The sequence below is a fragment of the Flavobacterium sp. W21_SRS_FM6 genome (genome assembly GCF_052119645.1).
GTDB lineage: Bacteria > Pseudomonadota > Gammaproteobacteria > Enterobacterales > Alteromonadaceae > Paraglaciecola.
Window position 1 is genome coordinate 354,904 of sequence record NZ_JBGQOM010000002.1, and the last position, 20,869, is coordinate 375,772.

16 protein-coding genes are annotated in these 20,869 nt (G+C 45.1%); 14 read left to right on the forward strand and 2 right to left on the reverse strand.

What is annotated here, in order from left to right:
- Nucleotides 1-8: 8 nt before the first annotated feature.
- Complete coding sequence (gene pncC, locus ACEN2L_RS04845; protein WP_441742146.1) at nucleotides 9-488, reverse strand: nicotinamide-nucleotide amidase; 480 nt, start codon at nucleotides 486-488, stop codon at nucleotides 9-11.
- Between the two features lie 73 nt (nucleotides 489-561).
- Here pncC and mutS point away from each other — a divergent pair, with 73 nt between their 5' ends.
- Nucleotides 562-3,177 (forward strand): DNA mismatch repair protein MutS, encoded by a 2,616-nt coding sequence (gene mutS / locus ACEN2L_RS04850; RefSeq protein WP_441742148.1) that lies wholly within the window; start codon nucleotides 562-564, stop codon nucleotides 3,175-3,177.
- A 420-nt stretch (nucleotides 3,178-3,597) separates the two neighbouring features.
- Here the strand turns inward: mutS and ACEN2L_RS04855 are convergent, their stop codons facing one another.
- Entirely contained in the window at nucleotides 3,598-4,473 is an 876-nt protein-coding gene (locus ACEN2L_RS04855) for an alpha/beta hydrolase (RefSeq protein WP_441742150.1), read from the reverse strand.
- Between the two features lie 945 nt (nucleotides 4,474-5,418).
- Here ACEN2L_RS04855 and ACEN2L_RS04860 point away from each other — a divergent pair.
- The 13 genes from ACEN2L_RS04860 (at nucleotide 5,419) to ACEN2L_RS04920 (ending at nucleotide 20,851) form a co-directional block, all read left to right on the forward strand.
- Nucleotides 5,419-7,050, forward strand: a complete 1,632-nt coding sequence (locus tag ACEN2L_RS04860; protein WP_441742152.1) for a CTP synthase — start codon at nucleotides 5,419-5,421, stop codon at nucleotides 7,048-7,050.
- Between the two features lie 77 nt (nucleotides 7,051-7,127).
- The gene (eno, locus tag ACEN2L_RS04865) at nucleotides 7,128-8,420 is read left to right on the forward strand and encodes a phosphopyruvate hydratase (RefSeq protein WP_306021581.1); all 1,293 of its coding nucleotides are present in this window, start codon (nucleotides 7,128-7,130) and stop codon (nucleotides 8,418-8,420) included.
- Nucleotides 8,421-8,492: 72 nt separating this feature from the next.
- Nucleotides 8,493-9,143, forward strand: coding sequence for a hypothetical protein (locus ACEN2L_RS04870; protein ID WP_441742154.1), 651 nt, complete (start codon nucleotides 8,493-8,495; stop codon nucleotides 9,141-9,143).
- Nucleotides 9,144-9,311: 168 nt separating this feature from the next.
- Nucleotides 9,312-9,575 carry a glycosyltransferase gene (locus tag ACEN2L_RS04875; RefSeq protein WP_441742156.1) on the forward strand — a complete coding sequence of 88 codons (264 nt, stop codon included), beginning with the start codon at nucleotides 9,312-9,314 and terminating at the stop codon, nucleotides 9,573-9,575.
- A gap of 190 nt (nucleotides 9,576-9,765) precedes the next feature.
- Nucleotides 9,766-10,452, forward strand: a complete 687-nt coding sequence (locus tag ACEN2L_RS04880) for a glycosyltransferase (protein WP_441742158.1) — start codon at nucleotides 9,766-9,768, stop codon at nucleotides 10,450-10,452.
- 362 nt (nucleotides 10,453-10,814) lie between these two features.
- Nucleotides 10,815-12,371, forward strand: a complete 1,557-nt coding sequence (gene leuA / locus ACEN2L_RS04885) for a 2-isopropylmalate synthase (protein ID WP_306021578.1) — start codon at nucleotides 10,815-10,817, stop codon at nucleotides 12,369-12,371.
- Between the two features lie 6 nt (nucleotides 12,372-12,377).
- Nucleotides 12,378-13,466: a 3-isopropylmalate dehydrogenase gene (gene leuB, locus ACEN2L_RS04890; protein ID WP_441742161.1), complete on the forward strand. Its 1,089-nt coding sequence runs from the start codon at nucleotides 12,378-12,380 to the stop codon at nucleotides 13,464-13,466.
- Between the two features lie 51 nt (nucleotides 13,467-13,517).
- A complete protein-coding gene (gene leuC / locus ACEN2L_RS04895; protein ID WP_441742163.1) occupies nucleotides 13,518-14,930 on the forward strand; it encodes a 3-isopropylmalate dehydratase large subunit in 1,413 nt (470 codons plus the stop codon).
- A gap of 13 nt (nucleotides 14,931-14,943) precedes the next feature.
- Nucleotides 14,944-15,567, forward strand: coding sequence for a 3-isopropylmalate dehydratase small subunit (leuD, locus tag ACEN2L_RS04900; RefSeq protein ID WP_306021575.1), 624 nt, complete (start codon nucleotides 14,944-14,946; stop codon nucleotides 15,565-15,567).
- Nucleotides 15,568-15,648: 81 nt separating this feature from the next.
- Nucleotides 15,649-16,554, forward strand: coding sequence for a DMT family transporter (locus ACEN2L_RS04905; protein ID WP_441742165.1), 906 nt, complete (start codon nucleotides 15,649-15,651; stop codon nucleotides 16,552-16,554).
- Between the two features lie 204 nt (nucleotides 16,555-16,758).
- Entirely contained in the window at nucleotides 16,759-18,051 is a 1,293-nt protein-coding gene (locus ACEN2L_RS04910) for a c-type cytochrome (RefSeq protein ID WP_441742167.1), read from the forward strand.
- An 18-nt stretch (nucleotides 18,052-18,069) separates the two neighbouring features.
- A complete protein-coding gene (locus ACEN2L_RS04915) occupies nucleotides 18,070-18,552 on the forward strand; it encodes a (2Fe-2S)-binding protein (protein WP_441742169.1) in 483 nt (160 codons plus the stop codon).
- Entirely contained in the window at nucleotides 18,545-20,851 is a 2,307-nt protein-coding gene (locus ACEN2L_RS04920) for a molybdopterin cofactor-binding domain-containing protein (protein WP_441742170.1), read from the forward strand. The genes ACEN2L_RS04915 and ACEN2L_RS04920 overlap by 8 nt, the downstream gene beginning before the upstream one ends.
- Nucleotides 20,852-20,869 lie beyond the last annotated feature (18 nt).

Here is a 20,869-nt window from a genome sequence, read left to right on the forward strand (position 1 = left end):
CCCGCGGCTCAAATCATCTTCAACACTTTTGACAAGCAAAACTCAATTGATTTTTCTCTCACTTGTTGACGATTCCCCTTAAATAGTTGTTTGAGCGCAGTCACTTTTCCATCCACATAAAAACCAAACCAAACCGTACCCACTGGTTTTTCTGCGCTCCCTCCATCTGGGCCTGCAATACCGCTAACCGCAACGGCAAGCTGTGCTTGGGCTAATTTTGCCGCGCCTGCAGCCATTTCTAACACGGTTTGCTCAGATACCGCACCAAAATCGTTTAAGGTCTGAGCAGACACGCCCAATAGCTGCTGTTTTGCTTCATTTGAATAGGTAATGTATGCCTGTTTAAACCAAGTTGAACTTCCAGAAATACTGGTGATAGCGTATCCTATGCCCCCTCCGGTGCAGGATTCTGCGCATGTTACTGTCCAGTTTTTGGCCAGTAATTTTTGGCCCAACAATGCAGAAAGTTGGTCTATTTCATGATTCATAGTGCACGCCTAAGTCGCTAGTCAGTGGGCAGGTTATTTGTTTGCCCCTTAACAATAAGAAAGTATTCATATTATGACGTTGAATAAAAGTTCAGAGCAAGGCCAAATCAGTCCTGCCTTACAAACCCACACACCGATGATGCAGCAATACCTGAGTATCAAAGCTCAGCATCCTGACATACTCCTGTTTTATCGTATGGGCGACTTTTATGAATTGTTTTTTGACGACGCCAAAAAAGCCTCTGAATTACTCGACATTTCTCTAACCGCACGGGGTAAATCAGGCGGTAACGCCATCCCCATGGCTGGGGTGCCCTATCATGCGGTTGAAAACTACTTAGCCCGATTGGTAAAACTCGGCCAATCGGTGGCTATTGTTGAACAAATTGGCGACCCTGCCACCAGCAAAGGCCCAGTCGAGCGTCAAGTACAGCGTATTGTGACCCCAGGCACGGTATCTGATGAGGCCTTATTAGAAGATAAACAAGATAATATTCTGGCCGCCATCGTGGCAGTAAAGCAGGCTCAAAAAGAGTATTTTGGTTATGCCACTTTAGATGTAACAACCGGACGCTTTGCCATCTGTGAACCGCAAGATATCGAAGCCCTCGCTGCGGAAATTCAGCGCACCAATCCGGTTGAATTACTCTACCCAGAAAATTTTGCTTACCCTGCATTGATAGATGCACGCAAAGGTTTGCGCCGCCGCCCACAGTGGGAATTTGATTACGACACCTCACTTAAACTACTAAACCAGCAATTTGGCACCAAAGAGCTTAGCGGCTTTGGGGTAAACAACAGCCAAACTGCGCTATGCGCCGCTGGCTGCGTTATGCAATATGTTAAAGACACCCAGCGCGCGGCCCTACCTCATATTCGTAAAATTGAGTTAGAAGTGGCCAGTGATACTGTATTAATGGACGCGGCTACGCGCAAAAATCTTGAGCTAACCCAAAACCTCTCAGGTGGCCGTGAACATACCCTAGCCAGTGTGCTCGACAATACCTCAACACCCATGGGCAGCCGTTTATTACAGCGCTGGTTGCATCGGCCATTAACTAATGTACAAAAATTAAAAACACGACAAAACACTATCCGTTCATTAATCAATATCGATTATCCCCAGCTGCAACAGTTACTTAAGCAAGTTGGTGATATGCAGCGCGTATTAGCACGTTTAGCACTGCGTTCTGCACGGCCGCGGGACTTTGCTCGTTTACGCCAGGCCTTTCGATTACTGCCTGAGATACAATGTTTTATTAGCGACGAGTCAGCGCAACATGCCAACGCTGGGCTAACGCAACTAGCCACTGACATTAGTCAGTTTCCTGGTTTCGCTGATTTACTCGACGCCGCCATTGAAGAGTCACCACCGATATTGATTCGCGATGGTGGGGTAATAAAAACCGGCTACAATGCAGAATTAGATGAGCTTCGGGCATTATCCCAAGGCGCCACCGATTATTTAGACGAGTTGGAGCAACGCGAAAAAGATCGCACCGGCATCTCTAGTCTCAAAGTCGGTTACAACAAAGTGCATGGCTTTTTTATTGAAGTCAGTCGCAGCTCAGCGCACTTGGTGCCCGCTGATTATATTCGGCGTCAAACCTTAAAAAACAACGAACGCTTTATCGTGGCTGAATTAAAAGAACACGAAGACAAAGTCCTTACCAGCCAAAGCCGCTCACTGGCCTTAGAAAAACGATTATATGACGAGCTATTTGATATTTTGATGCCAGAGCTTGGCCGCTTGATGCAAAGTGCCGACGCCTTAGCCGAACTTGACGTGCTGACTAACTTAGCTGAGCGCGCCGACACCTTAGATTACCATTGCCCTAATTTAAACGGGCAAAGCGGTATTCACTTTGACCAAGGCCGTCATCCAGTAGTCGAACAGGTGATGAAAAATCCGTTCATCGCCAACCCTATTGCGATTAACCCCAAACGCCGTATGCTGATTATCACCGGTCCAAATATGGGCGGTAAGTCAACCTATATGCGTCAAACAGCGCTGATTGTTTTAATGGCTTACATTGGTAGTTTTGTACCCGCTGAAAATGCACAGATTGGCCCTATCGATCGTATTTTTACGCGTATCGGCGCCTCTGACGATCTCGCCTCTGGCCGCTCAACCTTTATGGTAGAGATGACCGAAACTGCCAATATCCTTAATAATGCCACCTCAAATAGTTTGGTACTCATGGATGAAATAGGCCGTGGAACCAGCACTTACGACGGTTTATCGTTGGCTTGGGCCTGCGCTGAGTACTTGGCGCAAAAGCTGCAATCTTATACCTTGTTTGCGACCCACTATTTCGAATTAACCCGCCTAGCCGATGCCCTACCTGAGCTCGCCAATGTGCATTTAGACGCGGTTGAGCACGACGATAACATTCGTTTTATGCATGCCGTCCAAGAAGGCGCGGCCAACAAGAGTTACGGCTTGCAAGTCGCTCAACTTGCAGGTGTGCCCAAACCGGTTATTCAACAAGCAAAGCTCAAATTACATGAACTGGAAAACAGCAGCACAGGTGTGGTTGAAACACCGGTTCGCACCGTTAAGCAGTTTGATATGCTTACCCAAAGTGATGAGTTACGTATGGCTTTGCAAAAGATCAATCCAGATGAACTGACACCAAAGCTGGCGTTAGATTATTTGTATCAGTTGAAGAAGTTGGCAGAGGATTAGTAAGAACAGCTTTGGCGAGCTTTGAGCTTTTAACAGCAAAAAGTATCGCTGCGCGATGGGGCATGTACTTCGAGCACAGGACATGCGCAAAGCGCACTGGCAGTCCCTGCCTTTTTTCAAACGACATCCATGTCGTCCAACTCACTTATTTCCAACAGCCGAAAGAAGTAAGCAAGAAAGGCCGCTCTCCAGCATTGCTCTTATCCCTTGCGTTCCTAGCTTACAACAGGTCGCAACTCCGTTGTGGTGAATACGCGTTCCCGACGCGAAGTCACTCAAATTGCATCCCTGCAATTTGCCCTGTTTTAATCTGCGGTACTCGGGGAGCTATGAGTCAAGGAGAAAAGCCCTTTCTTCGAATTAAGAATAAATTAATCTAAAAAAAACCAACCCCCTATTTGCCAAGCCAGCATGCTTAACTTACTGATTCTTCGCTCTAAATTCATAATATGCTTTCAAGGCTTTTGGTACAGAAATATAGGGATTTTCTGAATGACCCGCTCCTTCACTATAACTGTAATCAGAATATAAATTAGATGGTGCATTTTGCTCAATTCCTGATAGCAACTGCTTAAAAGAGCCCGTAATAATGTCATTTTCCGCAGTCCCAATGCTCAAATATAGAAACAAGGGCCTCCCGCTTATACGTTGAAGTCCTGTTTTAAATTCACTTACAACAACTGATTCGTCGTACCAAGCTGCTGGGCTAAATGCAAAGTATCCCGTAAACAATTTCGGCTTAGTGATAATTGTGTATAAAACAAAACTTCCACCAGCAGAAAAACCGGATAGCACTCTATTATCGTTAACTGAGTAACGTTCTTCTATAAAAGGAATAACTTCGTCTTCAATAAACGCTAAAAAAAGATCTGCTTTACCAAATACATTTGGCTCGTTTTCAGATGGTGCTCTCGCGCCTATTTGAACGTCTTTTCGAGCAAAAGGCGGGACTAAATCCCTATTGCGTGTGTCGAACCAAAATAAATTAGGGATGGCTACTATAATCGAATCTTCTATCACCTCATTTTTTGACAGCTGAGATAACGACTCATCCCAGCGCTTTAAATTAAAATTACCATCAGTTTTGATAATAAGAGGATAGCTTTTAGCTTTATCATAATGTTGCGGAAGTCTGATAAAAAGCTTTCTATTTTCATCAAGAACCGAGGAATATAGGGTAATATCAGTAAACTCCGACGTATATTCTTTGAAATACCGATTTGCGTTGATAAAAATAACGATGAATAAGCCTAAAGCTATAACCGGCCTTACAAATTTATTGGCTAAAATACCCACCAGATACATCCTTACTATATTAAAATCACGAAACAGCTTTCATAGGAAACCAAAATTAAACATAACTTTGTGATGCTAAAATGCACATCAAATCTTGTCTAATATACATGCTTTTAGAAAAATATAAGCGGGTATTTTTCCTCCCTTCATAAACGTACCCTGAGTTGCGCTTGCGGTATTATGACGGCCTGAAGGCGACCTACAAAACATCAAGATCTTGCACTTTTGTAGGTTGGATTTGAGTCTTTGGCATCGAAAAGCAAAAGCCTCGGAGCTAAAGCACCTCCTACAAAAGAACTTCGATGGAATTGTGCAAAGCTCTTATTTTTTTGGATGGAGGCCATGCTATGTCGCGCAGCGATAATCTTAGTGGCCGCAGGCCATATACTCTCGACTCCAACTTACCCGATTTAAGACACAACTTGTCAAATGACCAGACAGGATGTCTGGCAAGGTGAGGCGAGCATACGGACGTGCTATCCGCACCGGTTTGATCAACACGTTGGGGCTTGAAGTGGAATAGTAAGTTGGTTGGAGAGCGGCTTTTCTTGCCTACTTCTTTTAGCTGTTGAAAAGAAGTAGGGCGAGCCACGGGACGTGGTTTGAAATACGGCATGGATGCCATAAGCGCCAGCGCATGCTTGGCGTGCCGAAGCACATGCTGTTGCTTTGTATGCGTAGCGCATAATCTGTGTCGCGCAGCGATGCTTTTAAAAACGACAAGAACTGCCAGTGCGCAAAGCGAATGCCGTTGCTTTGTAAGTAACGCGCCTGCCCTGCGCGCTAAAATAATTCCATTAATCCGAGCTTTTGAATTGTGAGACAGCCCTCTTTTAAGTATACTATTTGCCCGTCTGGGGCTGATTATTAAGGAGTAGCGACATTACGCTGTACCTTGCCCCAAAAAAGTAAAAATCTTTTCAACTCCAACGCCTTAGGGTTCTCATGACAAATTATATTTTCGTCACAGGTGGTGTCGTTTCATCACTTGGAAAAGGTATTGCTGCTGCTTCATTGGCTGCAATTTTAGAAGCACGTGGCTTAAAAGTTACCATGCTTAAACTTGACCCCTATATTAATGTTGACCCAGGCACCATGAGTCCTATTCAACATGGTGAAGTATTTGTAACCGACGATGGCGCTGAAACCGACCTCGATTTAGGTCACTATGAACGTTTTATCCGTACCCGCATGACCAAACGCAATAACTTCACCACTGGTCGTGTGTACGAAGAAGTCATTAAACGCGAACGTCGCGGTGACTACTTAGGTGCCACCATCCAGGTTATCCCGCACATTACCAACGAAATTAAACGCCGCATTATTGCAGGCGCTGAAGGCGTAGATATTGCCATTGTTGAAATTGGCGGCACGGTAGGTGATATCGAATCACAACCTTTCTTAGAAGCGATTCGTCAATTAGGCACAGAAGTCGGTCGTGAACATGCGATGTATATGCATCTAACTTTGGTGCCTTATATGCCTGCGTCGGGTGAAGTAAAAACCAAACCCACTCAACACTCAGTGAAAGAACTGCGTTCAATCGGTATTCAGCCTGATATTTTGGTGTGCCGTTCAGTTAATGCCCTACCCTCTAACGAACGTTCAAAAATTGCCTTATTTACAAACGTTGCTGATAAAGCCGTTATCTCGCTAAAAGATGCGAGCAGCATTTACAAAATTCCAGCGGCGCTAAAAGCGCAAGGCATGGATGATTTAGTGGTGACCCGTTTTGGTTATGACTGCCCAGAAGCAGACCTTACAGAATGGGAGCAGGTATTATTTGCTGAATCTAACCCCATCGGTGAAGTCACCATTGGTATGGTGGGTAAATACGTTGAATTACCAGACGCTTATAAATCGGTGAATGAAGCCCTAAAACATGCGGGTTTAAAAAACCGTTTAGCAGTTAATATCAAACACATCGACTCACAAGATGTTGAGAGCAAAGGCGAGCAAATGCTGCAAGGCCTTGACGCTATCTTAGTCCCAGGTGGTTTTGGCGAACGCGGAATTGAAGGTAAAATTGCTACGGCTAAGTATGCTCGCGAAAATAAAATTCCTTATCTTGGTATTTGTTTAGGTATGCAAGTAGCCCTGATTGAGTTTGCCCGCAATGTGGCCGGCATGGAAGAGGCAAACAGTACTGAATTCAACCCTGAAACGCCCTACCCGGTGGTTGGTTTAATTACTGAATGGCTTGAAGCCGATGGCAGCACAGAAGTACGTGACGAGTCGTCTAACCTAGGCGGCACGATGCGCTTAGGGAGTCAGTTGTGTCACTTGATTCCCGGGAGTAAAGTGCATGCCCTGTATGGTTCAAGCGAAATTTACGAACGTCACAGACACCGCTATGAAGTCAACAATAAATTGCGTGCTGAATTAGAAGCCAAAGGCTTGTTAGTGACAGGTTTATCAACCGACAAACGGTTGGTTGAGGTCATTGAATTAGCCGATCATCCTTGGTTTGTAGCGGGTCAGTTTCACCCAGAATTTAACTCTACTCCTCGAGACGGACATCCTTTGTTCGAAGGCTTTGTAAAAGCCGCTGGTGAGTATTTTAAACAAAATAATTAAAATAATATAAATAACAAGGGGTCTACTTCACCTACAAAGATTAGACTCATTTATCCAGACTATATAAGGTAATGTTAATGTCAAAGATCAGTAAGATTATTGGCCGTGAAATCATGGATTCTCGCGGTAACCCAACAGTAGAAGCAGATGTATATTTAGAATCAGGTGTAATGGGCCGTGCAGCAGCACCCTCTGGCGCATCTACCGGTTCCCGTGAAGCACTAGAACTACGTGATGGTGACAAAAGCCGTTATTTAGGTAAGGGCGTATTAAAAGCTGTAGCCGCGATTAACAATGACATCCAAGCCGCTCTAATTGGCCAAGTTGCGTACGAACAAGAAGCCATTGACCGTATCATGATTGCCTTAGATGGTACCGAAAACAAAGAAAAATTCGGCGCAAACGCTATTTTGGCAGTATCACTTGCTGTGGCTAAAGCAGCTGCCCTTGATAAAAAAATCCCGCTTTATCAACACATCTCAGAATTAAACGGTACAGCGGGCCAATATTCAATGCCAGTACCGATGATGAACATCATCAACGGTGGTGAGCATGCTGACAACAACGTTGATATCCAAGAATTTATGGTGCAGCCCGTTGGCGCCGCAAATTTCAAAGAAGCGCTACGTATGGGTGCTGAAATCTTCCACAGCTTGAAAAAAGTATTAAGTGCCAAAGGCCTTAACACCGCTGTCGGTGATGAAGGTGGTTTTGCCCCTAACTTAAGCTCCAACGAAGAAGCCCTTACCGTTATCATTCAAGCGGTTGAAGCTGCGGGTTATGTGATGAATAAAGACGTAACCCTAGCCATGGATTGTGCTGCATCTGAATTTTATGTTGATGGTAAATACGATCTGAAAGGCGAAGGTAAAGTCTTCAGTTCTGAAGGTTTCAGTGATTATTTAGCTGAGCTAAGTGAAAAGTACCCCATCATTTCTATTGAAGATGGTTTAGACGAAAGTGATTGGGATGGCTGGGCTTACTTAACTAAAAAAGTGGGCAGCAAAATCCAATTGGTCGGTGATGATTTATTTGTGACTAATACCAAAATTCTTAAGCGTGGTATTGATAACGGCGTAGGTAACTCTATTCTGATCAAATTCAATCAAATCGGTTCGTTAACTGAAACGCTTGAAGCCATTCGTATGGCTAAAGACGCGGGTTTCACTGCAGTTATTTCACACCGTAGTGGCGAAACAGAAGACGCTACCATCGCTGATTTGGCGGTAGGTACCGCAGCGGGTCAAATCAAGACCGGTTCGTTGTGTCGTTCTGATCGCGTTGCTAAGTACAACCAATTACTTCGTATCGAAGAAGCCCTTGGTGGTGCAGTAAGCTATAACGGCCGTAAAGAAATTAAAGGTCAGTAATGAAAATTGTTGAGGTCAGGGCAATTAAGCACTGACCTCAACGGTTAAATTACAGTCTCGTTAACAACTTAAATGAACTCTGACTCCATCGATTTAGGTCGCCAAGTTAATATTTTTTCTGACGATCTGCGTCAGCTGCATTTTGCCGAGTTGTGTAACGCCCTTTATGAGCGAGAACTCAACCGTCTAAGCCAAAAAAACACCACCAACATCGGTTTACTGCAACGTGAAATTGGCGGATTAAAACATCACATTAAACGTGCCGCGTATAACTTATTGCAACACCAAGCCCCCCTTGACATCGATATACATAATGCCAGTTGGCAACACAAACAAGCGGCAAAATGTCCTGCAAAGCTACAAGAACAAGACAAAACGCTAGCGTGGTATAACCGCCCCTTTGAACTGGGTGTTTGCGCCGCCGTCTATGTTAATGAGCTCGGCGTTGAGCATATTGAACTTGATTCAATTGATCGTTTTGACCTTGAAGAAGCAAAATTGCATTTAAATAAGTTTGGCTGGTTTAACTTTTATGGCCAAGCCTTAGCTGATCAAAGCGATTCAAAGACAAGCAAAACCCAATTAATCAAACCCAGTAATTCCTGCCTTACCGCCGCCTGCTGTGGCCATAGCTGGAATCATAAAGGCCGCTCACAACCTCGTTTATTGACCTTACGAGAGCTAATGTTGTCTTTTTCAATAAACTGGCAAACCTTTAGATAGCGTTCTTAGCCTTATTATCTGAAAAATAAATTACCGCTGATACTGAACTAAATACTTAATAACTCGTCACAATCTGCGTATAATTTACTAACCAATTCGAGAGTTATTTACTTACCTCGTCAAAACTCCAACAGCCTTATCTGAACTCAGTTATAAAATGGAATTTATATGTTTCAACATTATGTCATTACCCGTTTTAATTTACGTCAAAAAGACTGGCTTGCTTCAAAAAGCAATAACGAAGTATTAACTGATGAATGGATGGAAAATCGTTTAACCTTGTTCTCCCATTATTGTTTTCCTTCTTTACTCAAGCAAAGTACACAAAATTTCACTTGGCTAGGGCGTGTTGACCTTTGGTGTGTGTTTTTGCAGCGTGTTGTGCGGTATTTATACAATAAAGCACGAGCGCGGTGTAGTTATTCTACATGAGCGAGTGATGAAGCAGTAGAAATGCTGCACAAACGCTTAACATCCGTTACGGACCCGAAGGGTTCAACCTAAAGCGTTTTGCTCTTTGTTGCCGGATTTTGACTTAGCCCACTAGGCCTGTAATCCGTCGTCGCGATCAAAACGCTTTGGATTTGAACAAAATTCATACATAAAAGGTCCACACGCCCTAGTGTTTTTTAATATCACCACACCAGAAAAATATCACTCTATCATCAGGCAACTGCAGCAACAATGCGCTAATTTCACCCCTGTATTTATTGATGGAATGGATGCGTTTTATGAACAATCTAAGCGAGAAATCAGACAAAGACTCAATAAACCTTTTGTTATTACTTCGCGTTTAGATAACGATGATAGTTTGCATCAAGACTACATTAAAGAAGTGCAAAGTCATTTCAAACAACAACGCTTTATGGCGATAGATTTTGTCGATGGGTATACCTTGCAGATTGAGCCACATGTTCGTTTTGCAAAACGCGCACATACCCATAACCCTTTTTTAAGTTTAATTGAAAGCAGCATTGATTTTAAAACAGTGTGGTTTATTAATCGGCATGGCCAATGGAGCAAAATAAAACACGTTACCACAGTGCGGCACAAACCCATGTGGATGTCAGTGATACACAGAGAAAATAAGGTCAACGAATTTTTGGGATTTGGGCGGGTAGACTGGCATGAGATCGACAACTTTAATTTAGCGCATAGCGCGCAATGCAAATTAACATCGCAAAAAAAGGGGTTTGAAACGTGGAAATGGCGAAGTATTAAAAACGAGCTTAAAACCCATTGGAAAGTTAATACTCGCTTATTAAAACGCATGTTAACCGGCTCTTACTATTCCGGCAGTAAAATTTAGCTGGCGTGAGTAAAAGAAACAAAGGCTACATTTGCTTTGCAAGCAGTGATCATCGTTTGGCTTTATATCATTAAGTTATAAAGTTAAATCTGCTTTAGTATTGACCGGCTGGCCTTGAAAGGTTACAAATACCGCTCTTAGTTCAACCTTACATAAATGAAGAATCAATACGTCATGAAAACGTTATTTCTCTCTACTCTACTCCTTCTGGCAGCAAGACTGCACGGGTAGATTGTAAGCAAACTAAACAAGTTTACGTTTTACAAAACCCGTGCACAGCACGGGTTTTTTGTATCTGGGATTTTAAACAAATTGGCATAAGCCAAGTATTCAACATCAGCAATGGAGCAATAGGAGAAGGTATGTCAAACCAAGTCAAAATTTTCGACACAACCTTGCGGGACGGCGAACAAGCTTTACCCGCCAGTTTAGGCGTTAAAGAAAAACTGAAAATTGCTCTGGCGCTCGAACGTCTTGGCGTCGATATTATTGAAGCGGGTTTCCCCGTGTCGTCACCCGGCGACTTTCAATCGGTGCAAACCATCGCGCGTGAAATTAAAAATGCGACCGTATGCGGTTTATCTCGCGCTTTAGACAAAGATATTGATGCTTGCGGCGAAGCGCTTAAAGTCGCTGACCATTTCCGTATTCATACCTTTATTGCTACCTCAGAAATTCACGTGGGTGCAAAATTACGCAAATCCCAAGATGAAGTAGTCGAAATGGCGGTACAAGCCGTAAAACGCGCGCGTCGTTATACCAATGATGTTGAATTTTCCTGTGAAGATGCTGGCCGAACTAATATCGATTACTTGTGCCGCATGGTAGAAGCCGCCATTAACGCTGGCGCAACGACGGTGAACATTCCTGACACCGTGGGGTATACCACCCCTACCGAGTTTGGCGGCATCATCAAAAACTTATTCAATCGCGTGCCAAATATCGATAAAGCGATCATATCGGTGCATTGTCACAATGATTTGGGTTTAGCTGTTGCTAACTCATTAGCCGCAGTTGAGCAAGGCGCACGTCAAGTTGAAGCCACCATTAACGGCTTGGGTGAACGCGCAGGTAACTGTTCGTTAGAAGAAATCGCCATGATTTTGCAAACCCGTCAGGCCATGTTGGGCTTAACAACTAACATCCGCAGTCAGGAAATTTCTCGCACCTCTAAGTTAGTCAGTAACTTGTGTAATATGCCCGTTCAAGCCAATAAAGCCATTGTTGGGGCAAACGCCTTTAGCCACTCGTCAGGCATTCACCAAGACGGTGTCTTAAAAGCGCAAAATACCTATGAGATCATGACACCAGAAAGTGTGGGTATTAACAAAAACAATTTAAATCTAACCTCACGTTCAGGCCGTCATGTTATTAAGCATCGCCTTATGGAGTTAGGTTATAAAGAAAGCGATTTTGACCTTGAAAGCGTGTACGAAGCTTTCTTAAAATTAGCCGACAAAAAAGGCCAAGTGTTTGACTATGACTTAGAAGCGTTACTGTTTTTTAGCCAACAAAAACATGATCACGCCTATTACGAGCTAAAATATCTGCACGCCACTTCAGGTAAAGAGATAATTCCCAGTGCTACCGTCAGTTTATTGGTCGGTGATAAAGAAGTCACCGAAACGGCCATCGGTAATGGTCCCGTTGATGCCGCGTATAACGCCATCACTAAGGTCTTAGGGCATAATAAAATCGAGATTGTCGACTTTAAATTAGATTCTAAAGGTGAAGGTGCTAATGCACTTGCCCAAGTCAGTGTCATCGCTGAATACAATGGCCGTCGTTTTAATGGCATTGGTTTGGCCACTGACATCGTAGAGTCAGGGGTTAAAGCCTTGATTTACGTACTCAATAACACCCATTTGGCTGACCAAATTGATCAGCAAAAAAAACAAGTCAAGATAGCAGGGGTATAAAACAAGATGTCTGAATACAACATTGCAGTGTTAGCCGGTGATGGTATTGGTCCAGAAGTGATGACTGAAGCCAAAAAGGTATTGGCGGCGGTCAGTAACAAATTCAATTTACAGTTTCACTTACATGAATTCGATGTGGGTGGTATTGCCATCGACAACCACGGCCATGCTCTTCCTGATGCCACACTCAAAGGCTGTGAATCCGCAGATGCTATTTTATTTGGCTCAATTGGTGGCCCCAAGTGGGATGCCCTGCCTTTAGAACAACGACCAGAGCGTGCAGCCTTACTTGCTTTGCGTGGTCATTTTGATTTATTCAGTAACTTACGCCCAGCCAAAATTTATCCAGGTCTTGAAGCGCTGTCTCCTTTACGCGCCGACATCGCCGCCAGCGGTTTTGATGTACTAGTCATACGCGAACTCACCAGTGGTATTTATTTTGGGAAACCCAAAGGACTAGAAGGTGAAGGCGAAGAACAAAACGCCTTTGATACGATGCGTTATAGCCGTCGTGAAATTCGCCGAATTGCCATTAGCGCCTTTGAAGCTGCGCGTAAGCGTGGCAAAAAAGTCACCTCAGTTGATAAAGCAAACGTGTTAGTATGCAGCCGTTTGTGGCGTGAAGTGACCGAAGAAGTCGCCTTAGACTACCCAGATGTGACCCTTGAACATATCTACATCGACAACGCGACCATGCAATTATTGCGTTACCCCAATAGCTTTGACGTCATGCTGTGCTCTAACCTATTTGGCGATATTATTTCTGATGAATGCGCCATGATCACCGGTTCAATGGGTCTACTTCCCTCTGCCAGTATCAATGGTAAGGGCTTTGGCTTGTATGAACCTGCTGGTGGTTCAGCGCCTGATATCGCGGGTAAAGGCATTGCCAATCCTATCGCACAAATTTTGTCAGCGGCCATGTTATTGCGCTTTAGTTTAAATGAAACCGCCGCCGCAGATGCCATTGATCAAGCCGTATTACAAACATTGGCAGACGGCATACTCACCGGCGAATTATTAGCCGCTGATCAGCGTCACTTGGCTAAGTCCACCAAAGAAGTTGGTGATTATATTGTCAGTTTATTAGCGTAAGTTGCGTTTTGAACGCTAAGACATTAAGCATTAAGTAAAGAGTAAATTAATATGGCAACAACCTTATACGATAAGATATGGCAAGCCCATATCATAGATTCTCAAGACGTTTCCGCCACCGGCGGAGAAGGCTTGATATATATCGACCGTCACCTAATTCATGAAGTGACGTCGCCGCAAGCCTTTGCAGGCCTTGAGGTAAAAGGACGTAAAGTCCGTTGCCCGCAGCGGACATTTGCCACCATGGATCACAGTATATCTACCCGTTCATTGGCAATTGATGCTTGCGGTCCTACTAATAAATTACAGCTTCAAACTTTGGCAGATAACTGCGCAAAACACGGCATTGAGTTATTCCCTGTAGGCCACCAAAAACAAGGGATTGTGCATGTGATGGGCCCGGAGTTAGGTTTGATCCAACCCGGTATGACAGTGGTCTGTGGTGATTCACATACAGCAACCCACGGTGCCTTTGGTGCCTTGGCTTTTGGTATCGGTACTTCACAAGTTGAGCACGTATTTGCCACACAAACCTTAAAACAAAGCAAAGCGAAAAGCATGAAAGTGCAAGTTAACGGCGCCCTGCCAATCGGTATAACTGCCAAAGACCTTATACTCGCGATTATAGGTAAAATTGGTCATGCAGGCGCAACGGGCTACGTAATAGAATACGCCGGTGAAGCCATCCAAGCCTTGAGCATGGAAGAACGTATGACGGTATGTAATATGAGTATTGAAGCGGGTGCAAAAGCCGGTTTAATTGCACCAGATCAAACCACCTTTGACTATGTGCAAAACCGTGAATACGCACCTAAAGGTGACAACTGGGAACAGGCTGTTGCCTATTGGCAGAGTTTGAAATCTGATGACGATGCGGTATTTGATACCGTCGTTGTATTGGAAGCCAAAGACATCACCCCACAAGTAACGTGGGGCACAAACCCAGGCCAAGTCGTAGGCGTGAATCATCCCGTGCCTGCACCAGAAGATTTTAGCGATCCTATCGACCAAGACTCAGCGCTTAAAGCATTAAAATACATGGGCTTAACCCCCGGTCAAAAGTTATCAGAGTTAGCCGTTAATAACGTATTTATAGGTTCATGCACCAATGGTCGTATTGAAGATATGCGCGCAGCTGCTGCGATTGCCAAACACGGCAAAGTGGCCAGCGGCGTAACGGCAATTGTGGTACCTGGCTCTGTGGCAGTGAAACAACAAGCCGAAGCAGAACAACTTGACAAAATATTTATCGAAGCAGGTTTTGAGTGGCGCTTACCGGGTTGTTCAATGTGTTTGGGTATGAATGATGACATTTTACAAGCTGGAGATCGCTGTGCGTCAACCAGCAACCGTAACTTTGAAGGCCGTCAAGGGCGTGGGGCTCGTACACACTTGGTTAGCCCTGCGATGGCAGCTGCTGCTGCATTAGCGGGTCATTTCGCTGATGTACGCGACTACCAATAGTTTAGGAATTATTATGCAAACACAAACAACAGATGCCGGTATTAATATACACAGTGGCCGTGTCGCACCATTAAATCAGGCTAACGTCGATACAGACCAAATCATCCCAAAACAATTTTTAACGGCGGTTACGCGCAGTGGTTATGGCAAACACTTGTTTCATGATTGGCGTTATTTAGATGAGCACGAACAAGTATTAAATCCCGACTTCGCCTTGAATAAACCAGAGCATCAAGGCGCCAGTATTTTATTGACTCGTGAAAACTTTGGTTGTGGTTCCAGTCGTGAACACGCGCCTTGGTCTTTAGATGATTATGGTTTTAAAGTGATTATCGCCACCAGCTTTGCTGACATTTTTTATGGTAACTGTATTAACAACCAATTGCTGCCGGTGCAATTAGCCAGCAACGAAATTGACCAGCTCTTTGCTGCGGTACAAAGTGATGCCAACGCACAAGTGACGGTTAACTTGCAAGAGCAAAGTGTCAAAGTCAACAACCTGAGTTTTCACTTTGATATCGCTGAGCAACATAAAACCAGTTTATTGAAAGGCTTAGATGCCATAGGGCTTACGTTAGAGCTCAATGACAAGATTACCGCCTTTGAAAACAGTCGACCCAATTGGCAGCAAAGCTGAGTCAAACTGACCTACTGGTGTTTTATTAAAACGACCCTAGGGTCGTTTTTTATTGCCTTTAATAAATAAGAGTCAACAACAATGCATACCGAGCAAGCACAACATTCTTTTGTATCGGCATTATTACTGGCTTTTGCGGGTACTTTTTTATTTTCGATGAAACCTATCTTGGTAAAACAAGTGTATTTATTAGGCATCGACAGTAATCAACTTATCACCTTGCGAATGCTTTTTGCTGCGCCTATTTATTTGGTAGTAGGCGCGATGTTGTGGCGCAAAAATCCGCAACTGCAACCGGCCTATAAAAGCAACGCAGCAATGATTTTAGTGTTAGGGGTACTAGGTTATTATGTGGCCAGTTTTCTTGACCTATGGGCCTTACAATACATCAGCGCACAATTAGAGCGGGTGGTGCTGTTTTGCTTCCCTACTCTCGTTGTGTTGTTATCTCGCTGGGTATTTAACACTGCATTGCCTCGTCATATTTGGGGCATATTAGCGCTTTCTTATGCCGGTATTTTGCTGATTTTTGCCCACGACATGGTGACTTTAGGCAATGAAGTCCTTTTTGGTACCACCTTGGTCTTTATCAGCGCCGTGAGTTTTGCAATTTACACCTTGTGGAGCAAACCTCTAATTGGCAAGGTCGGCAGTTTAATGTTTACCTGCATCGCCATGATATCGGCCAGTCTGTTTTTTTTATTTCACTTTGCGCTCAGCCACTCATTTGAAGATCTGCAAGTGGGCAACGATGCACTATTACTGTGTGCTGCAATTGCATTATTTGCCACTGTCATTCCTTCGTTTTTGGTGGCAGAAGCCATTAACCGTATGGGGCCTGAGCGCACTAGCGTGGTGGGCACCTGTGGTCCGGTGATCACCTCTATTGTTGCGGTGCTGTGGTTAGACGAAGCATTCACCTATTACCATCTTGCGGGCCTAAGTTTGGTGATGGTGGCGGTGTGGTTAATGATTAAGAAACCTTAAAGCGCTAGCTTCAATCACATTTTTTGGTCGATATAAAATGAATCACTGGATATTTACCGGCCATGGGATTAGGGTAATAAGACACGGTAGCAAGGTAGCGTTTTCAGTCACTTTTTGTTCACTAAAGACTGACTTGTCTGTAGTTGCGCTCAACACATGCTTACTTCGTTTTAAGGACATCCTTCACTAAAAGGGTAAAATACGATGCACAAAGGTATCATCATCAGCTTAGCGCTTATCACCGGTGTAGGTTTGTTTGGCATTTATGCCTGGCATTCACCTATTGAGCCAATTAACCCTCAGCAAAACTCGGCGTTTACGCCACAAGAAATTGCCCTGGGTAAAACCTTAGCCTCGGCAGGCTATTGTGGTACGTGTCATACCGCCCCTGACGGCCAGCAATACGCTGGCAATTACCAAATGCATACTGAGTTTGGCACGATATATACAAGTAACATTACCCCCGATGAAAAAACCGGTATTGGCTCATGGTCTTTAAAAGCCTTTGAGCGAGCCATGCGAAGTGGTGTCAGCCGTGATGGTCATCATCTTTTACCTGCCTTTCCTTACGAGCATTTTAATAAGATGAGCGCTGAAGATATTAAGGCCATTTACGCCTACATCATGACGTCTATTCCAGCAGTAAACCAAGTAAAAGAAGAAAATGGTATTCCGTTTCCCTTGAATATCCGCTGGTTACAAGCGGGTTGGAAATTATTATTTGCCGATACCTCTGAATTTGCCAAACAAAGTGATAAGTCTGAAGATTGGAATCGCGGTGCCTATTTGTCTGAAGGCCTAGCGCATTGCGGAGCATGCCATACACCGCGCAACGCAGTTGGCGCTGAAGATTATGACAACATGTACGCCGGTGCAGCGATAGACGGCTGGTATGCGCCATCTTTAACTGCAAGTAATCCCGCCCCCTTACCGTGGCAGGCTGAAGACTTTTACGAATATTTAAGCACGGGGAACTCTACTTACCATGACAGTGCGGGTGGCCCCATGGCGCCGGTTGTTCACGCTGGATTATCAGCATTAAGCAGTGACGATCTTATGGCTATTAGCCTCTATTTTGCGGATAAAGCAGGCAGTGTTGAGCAAAACATTAAGAACAACGAGGCCTTATTAAGTGCCATTAATGCGCAACAAGCCCTGCCTGATTTGCGTTTAGATAAGGGGGCTAACCTCTATGCCGCCGCTTGCCAATCCTGCCATTATAGTGGTCAAGATATGGTAAAAGGTCGACCTTTACTGGCTCTTGGCTCTTCGCTGCATTTGGATGAACCAACCAATTTAATCAATGTTATTTTAGACGGCTTTCGCGCAGACCAAGGTATTCATGGCGTCGTAATGCCCGCGTTTAGACAAGCCTTTACTGATGAAGACATTGCAACTATCGCGGCTTATCTGCGTCAATCAGCAGGCGAAAAAGCTTGGCCCAATCTTATCAGTAAAGTGGGGGAAGTCAGACGTCAGCCCCAATTTGCTCACTAATTCGCAAGGAAACTCAAGATGGCAACATTTAATCTAAACGGTAAAACAGTTACGGCAGACGTAGAAAGCGACACGCCGCTATTGTGGGTTATTCGCGATGAATTAGGCTTTACCGGCACTAAATTTGGCTGTGGTATCGGCACTTGTGGGGCCTGCACTGTGCATGTGGGTGGGAGATCAACTCGCTCATGCATCACCCCTGTCGTCGCGGTAGAAGGGGCAAACATCACCACTATCGAAGGTTTATCAGCAGATGGCGACCACCCAGTGCAAGTCGCTTGGCAAGCGCTGCAAGTGCCACAATGTGGCTACTGTCAATCTGGACAAATCATGCAGGCGGCCGCATTGCTCAAGGATATCCCAAATCCGACTGATGCTGAAATTGATGCTGTTATGAGTGGAAATTTATGTCGCTGCATGACTTATGTTCGCATTCGTCAAGCCATACACGATGCCGCTGCCGCGACCACTCAGGCAGAGAAGGAGAATAACAATGCGTAAATTAGGTAACACACATACCGGCGCAACTGGCGTGACTCGCCGTGGATTCTTAATTGGTATGACAGCCGCGGGCGTGAGTTTTGGTTTTCCACGTACTTGGGCCGCCATGGATCCAGCAACACCAAACGGTGCAGTGCTACCGGATGCCGCCCAAGTGTATGAGCCTTCGTTATGGTATTCCATCGATAGCGCCGGAAAAATTAAAGTAAACATCATTCGAGCTGAAATGGGTCAGCACGTAGGTACCTCTATTGCCCGTATATTGGCAGAGGAGCTGGAAGCCGATTGGCAAGACATTGAAATCATTCACGTAGACAGCAATGAAAAGTGGGGGCTCATGGTCACAGGCGGCAGTTGGTCTGTGTCGCAAAGCTGGTCAGTTTACCGTCAAGCGGGTGCGGCAGGTAAAACCGCCTTACTCGAAGCCGCCGCCAAACAATGGAACATATCACCGAGTAAGTGTCAGGCCATTAAAGGCAAGATAGTTTATGGGAATAAAACACTGAGTTATGGGGAGTTAGTCGCCACAGGATTAAGCCGCCAATTCAGCGAGGATGAACTTAAAGCCTTACCTTTAAAAGCGAATAAAGACCTAAGCCTTGTGGGACATCACGTCACCTCCTTAGATATCGTTAACAAAACCAATGGTAATGCCCTATTTGGTATCGATGCGAAGATCGAAGGCATGGTTTACGCCTGCCCTATCTTACCGCCGACTCGTAATGGCTCATCAGTTGCTAGCATCGATGACAGCGCAGCCAAATCAATCAAAGGCTATCAACAAACACTCGCTCTTGACGATCCGAGTGAGACCGCACCCGGTTGGGTCATGGTTATCGCTTCCAGTTTTTATGCTGCGCAAAAGGCGGCTAAAAAAGTCAAAGTAACATGGCAAGCTGGTGCAGCGGCTTCTGTGTCAGAAGCAGATTTTATGGCCGAGGGAAGGAAATTAATTCAAGACCCCAAACAAGGCGCTATTTTAGACACGGGCAGTCACGACACCGACACAGCCTTTACCCAAGCAGCGTCAAGCCTTGAGCAAGAATACCTGACCCATACTGTCTTACATGCCCAAATGGAGCCTTTAAACGCCTTAGCCTTTTTAAATAGCGATAAGATCTGGGAAGTGCATTCAGGTTGTCAATGGCAATCACTGACCTTGCCTTCGCTCGCTGCGGCGCTTGGCGTCACAGAAAAAGATATTATTATTCGCAGCTATTTACTTGGCGGTGGTTTTGGTCGTCGATTAAACGGCGACTATACCGTACCTGCTGCATTAGCATCTAAAGCCTTAGGCGGCAAACCGGTTAAAATGGTATTAATGCGCCCAGAAGACTTACAGTTTGACAGCCCCCGTTCGTCCTCCGTTCAGCTTCTAAAAATGGCGTTTGACCAAGACAAAAAAGTCAGCGCCATGGAGCATCATGCAGCAGCAGGTTGGCCCACTAAAGTGATGGTGCCGGTATTTATGCCCAAAGGCACGAATGGCGAGTCATATGATCCCTTTTCAATCTCTGGGGCCGATCATTGGTACAGTGTGGGAGCGCAAAAAGTACGAGCTATCTCAAACGAGCTAGCTAATTCATCCTTTAGACCAGGTTGGCTACGCTCAGTAGGCCCGGGGTGGACGGGCTGGGCTGTGGAAAGCTTTATGGACGAAGCCGCTCATCATGTGGGCGCTGATCCTCTGACTTTTCGCCTAGATCATCTTATTGCTGAAGGGCGCAATGCAGGCGTTGAGCCTATATCAATCGGTGGAGCAGCGCGCCAAGCGGCCGTCTTGAAAAAAGCCGCAGCAATGATTGGTTGGGGTCAAGCCCAAGCGCCCGATACCGGTTTAGGTATTGCCTCTACTTTTGGCCAAGAACGCGACATGCCAACGTGGGTGGCGGTTGCTGTTCAAGTGCATGTCAATAAAAGCAATGGCTTGGTGACTGTGCAAAAACTGCATGTTGCGGTTGACGCTGGCATCATCGTGGATCCAGACGGTGCCGAAGCACAGTGTCAAGGTGCGGCCTTGTGGGGCTTATCTATGGCATTGTACGAAGGAACTGAGTTTGTAAACGGTAAAATCAAAGACGCCAACTTTGATACCTATACGCCACTACGCCTGAGTCAAACACCTGAGGTTAAAGTCGAGTTTATCCCCAGCACAGCGGCACCAGCAGGTTTGGGTGAGCCAGCCACAACACCAGTGGCTCCCGCTATCGCAAATGCCATATTTAATGCCGTGGGAGTGCGCTTACGCTCTCTACCGATGACACCTAATGATGTGAAAGCCGCGCTGGCCAAAGCCTAGTTTTCTTTACTCAACCCG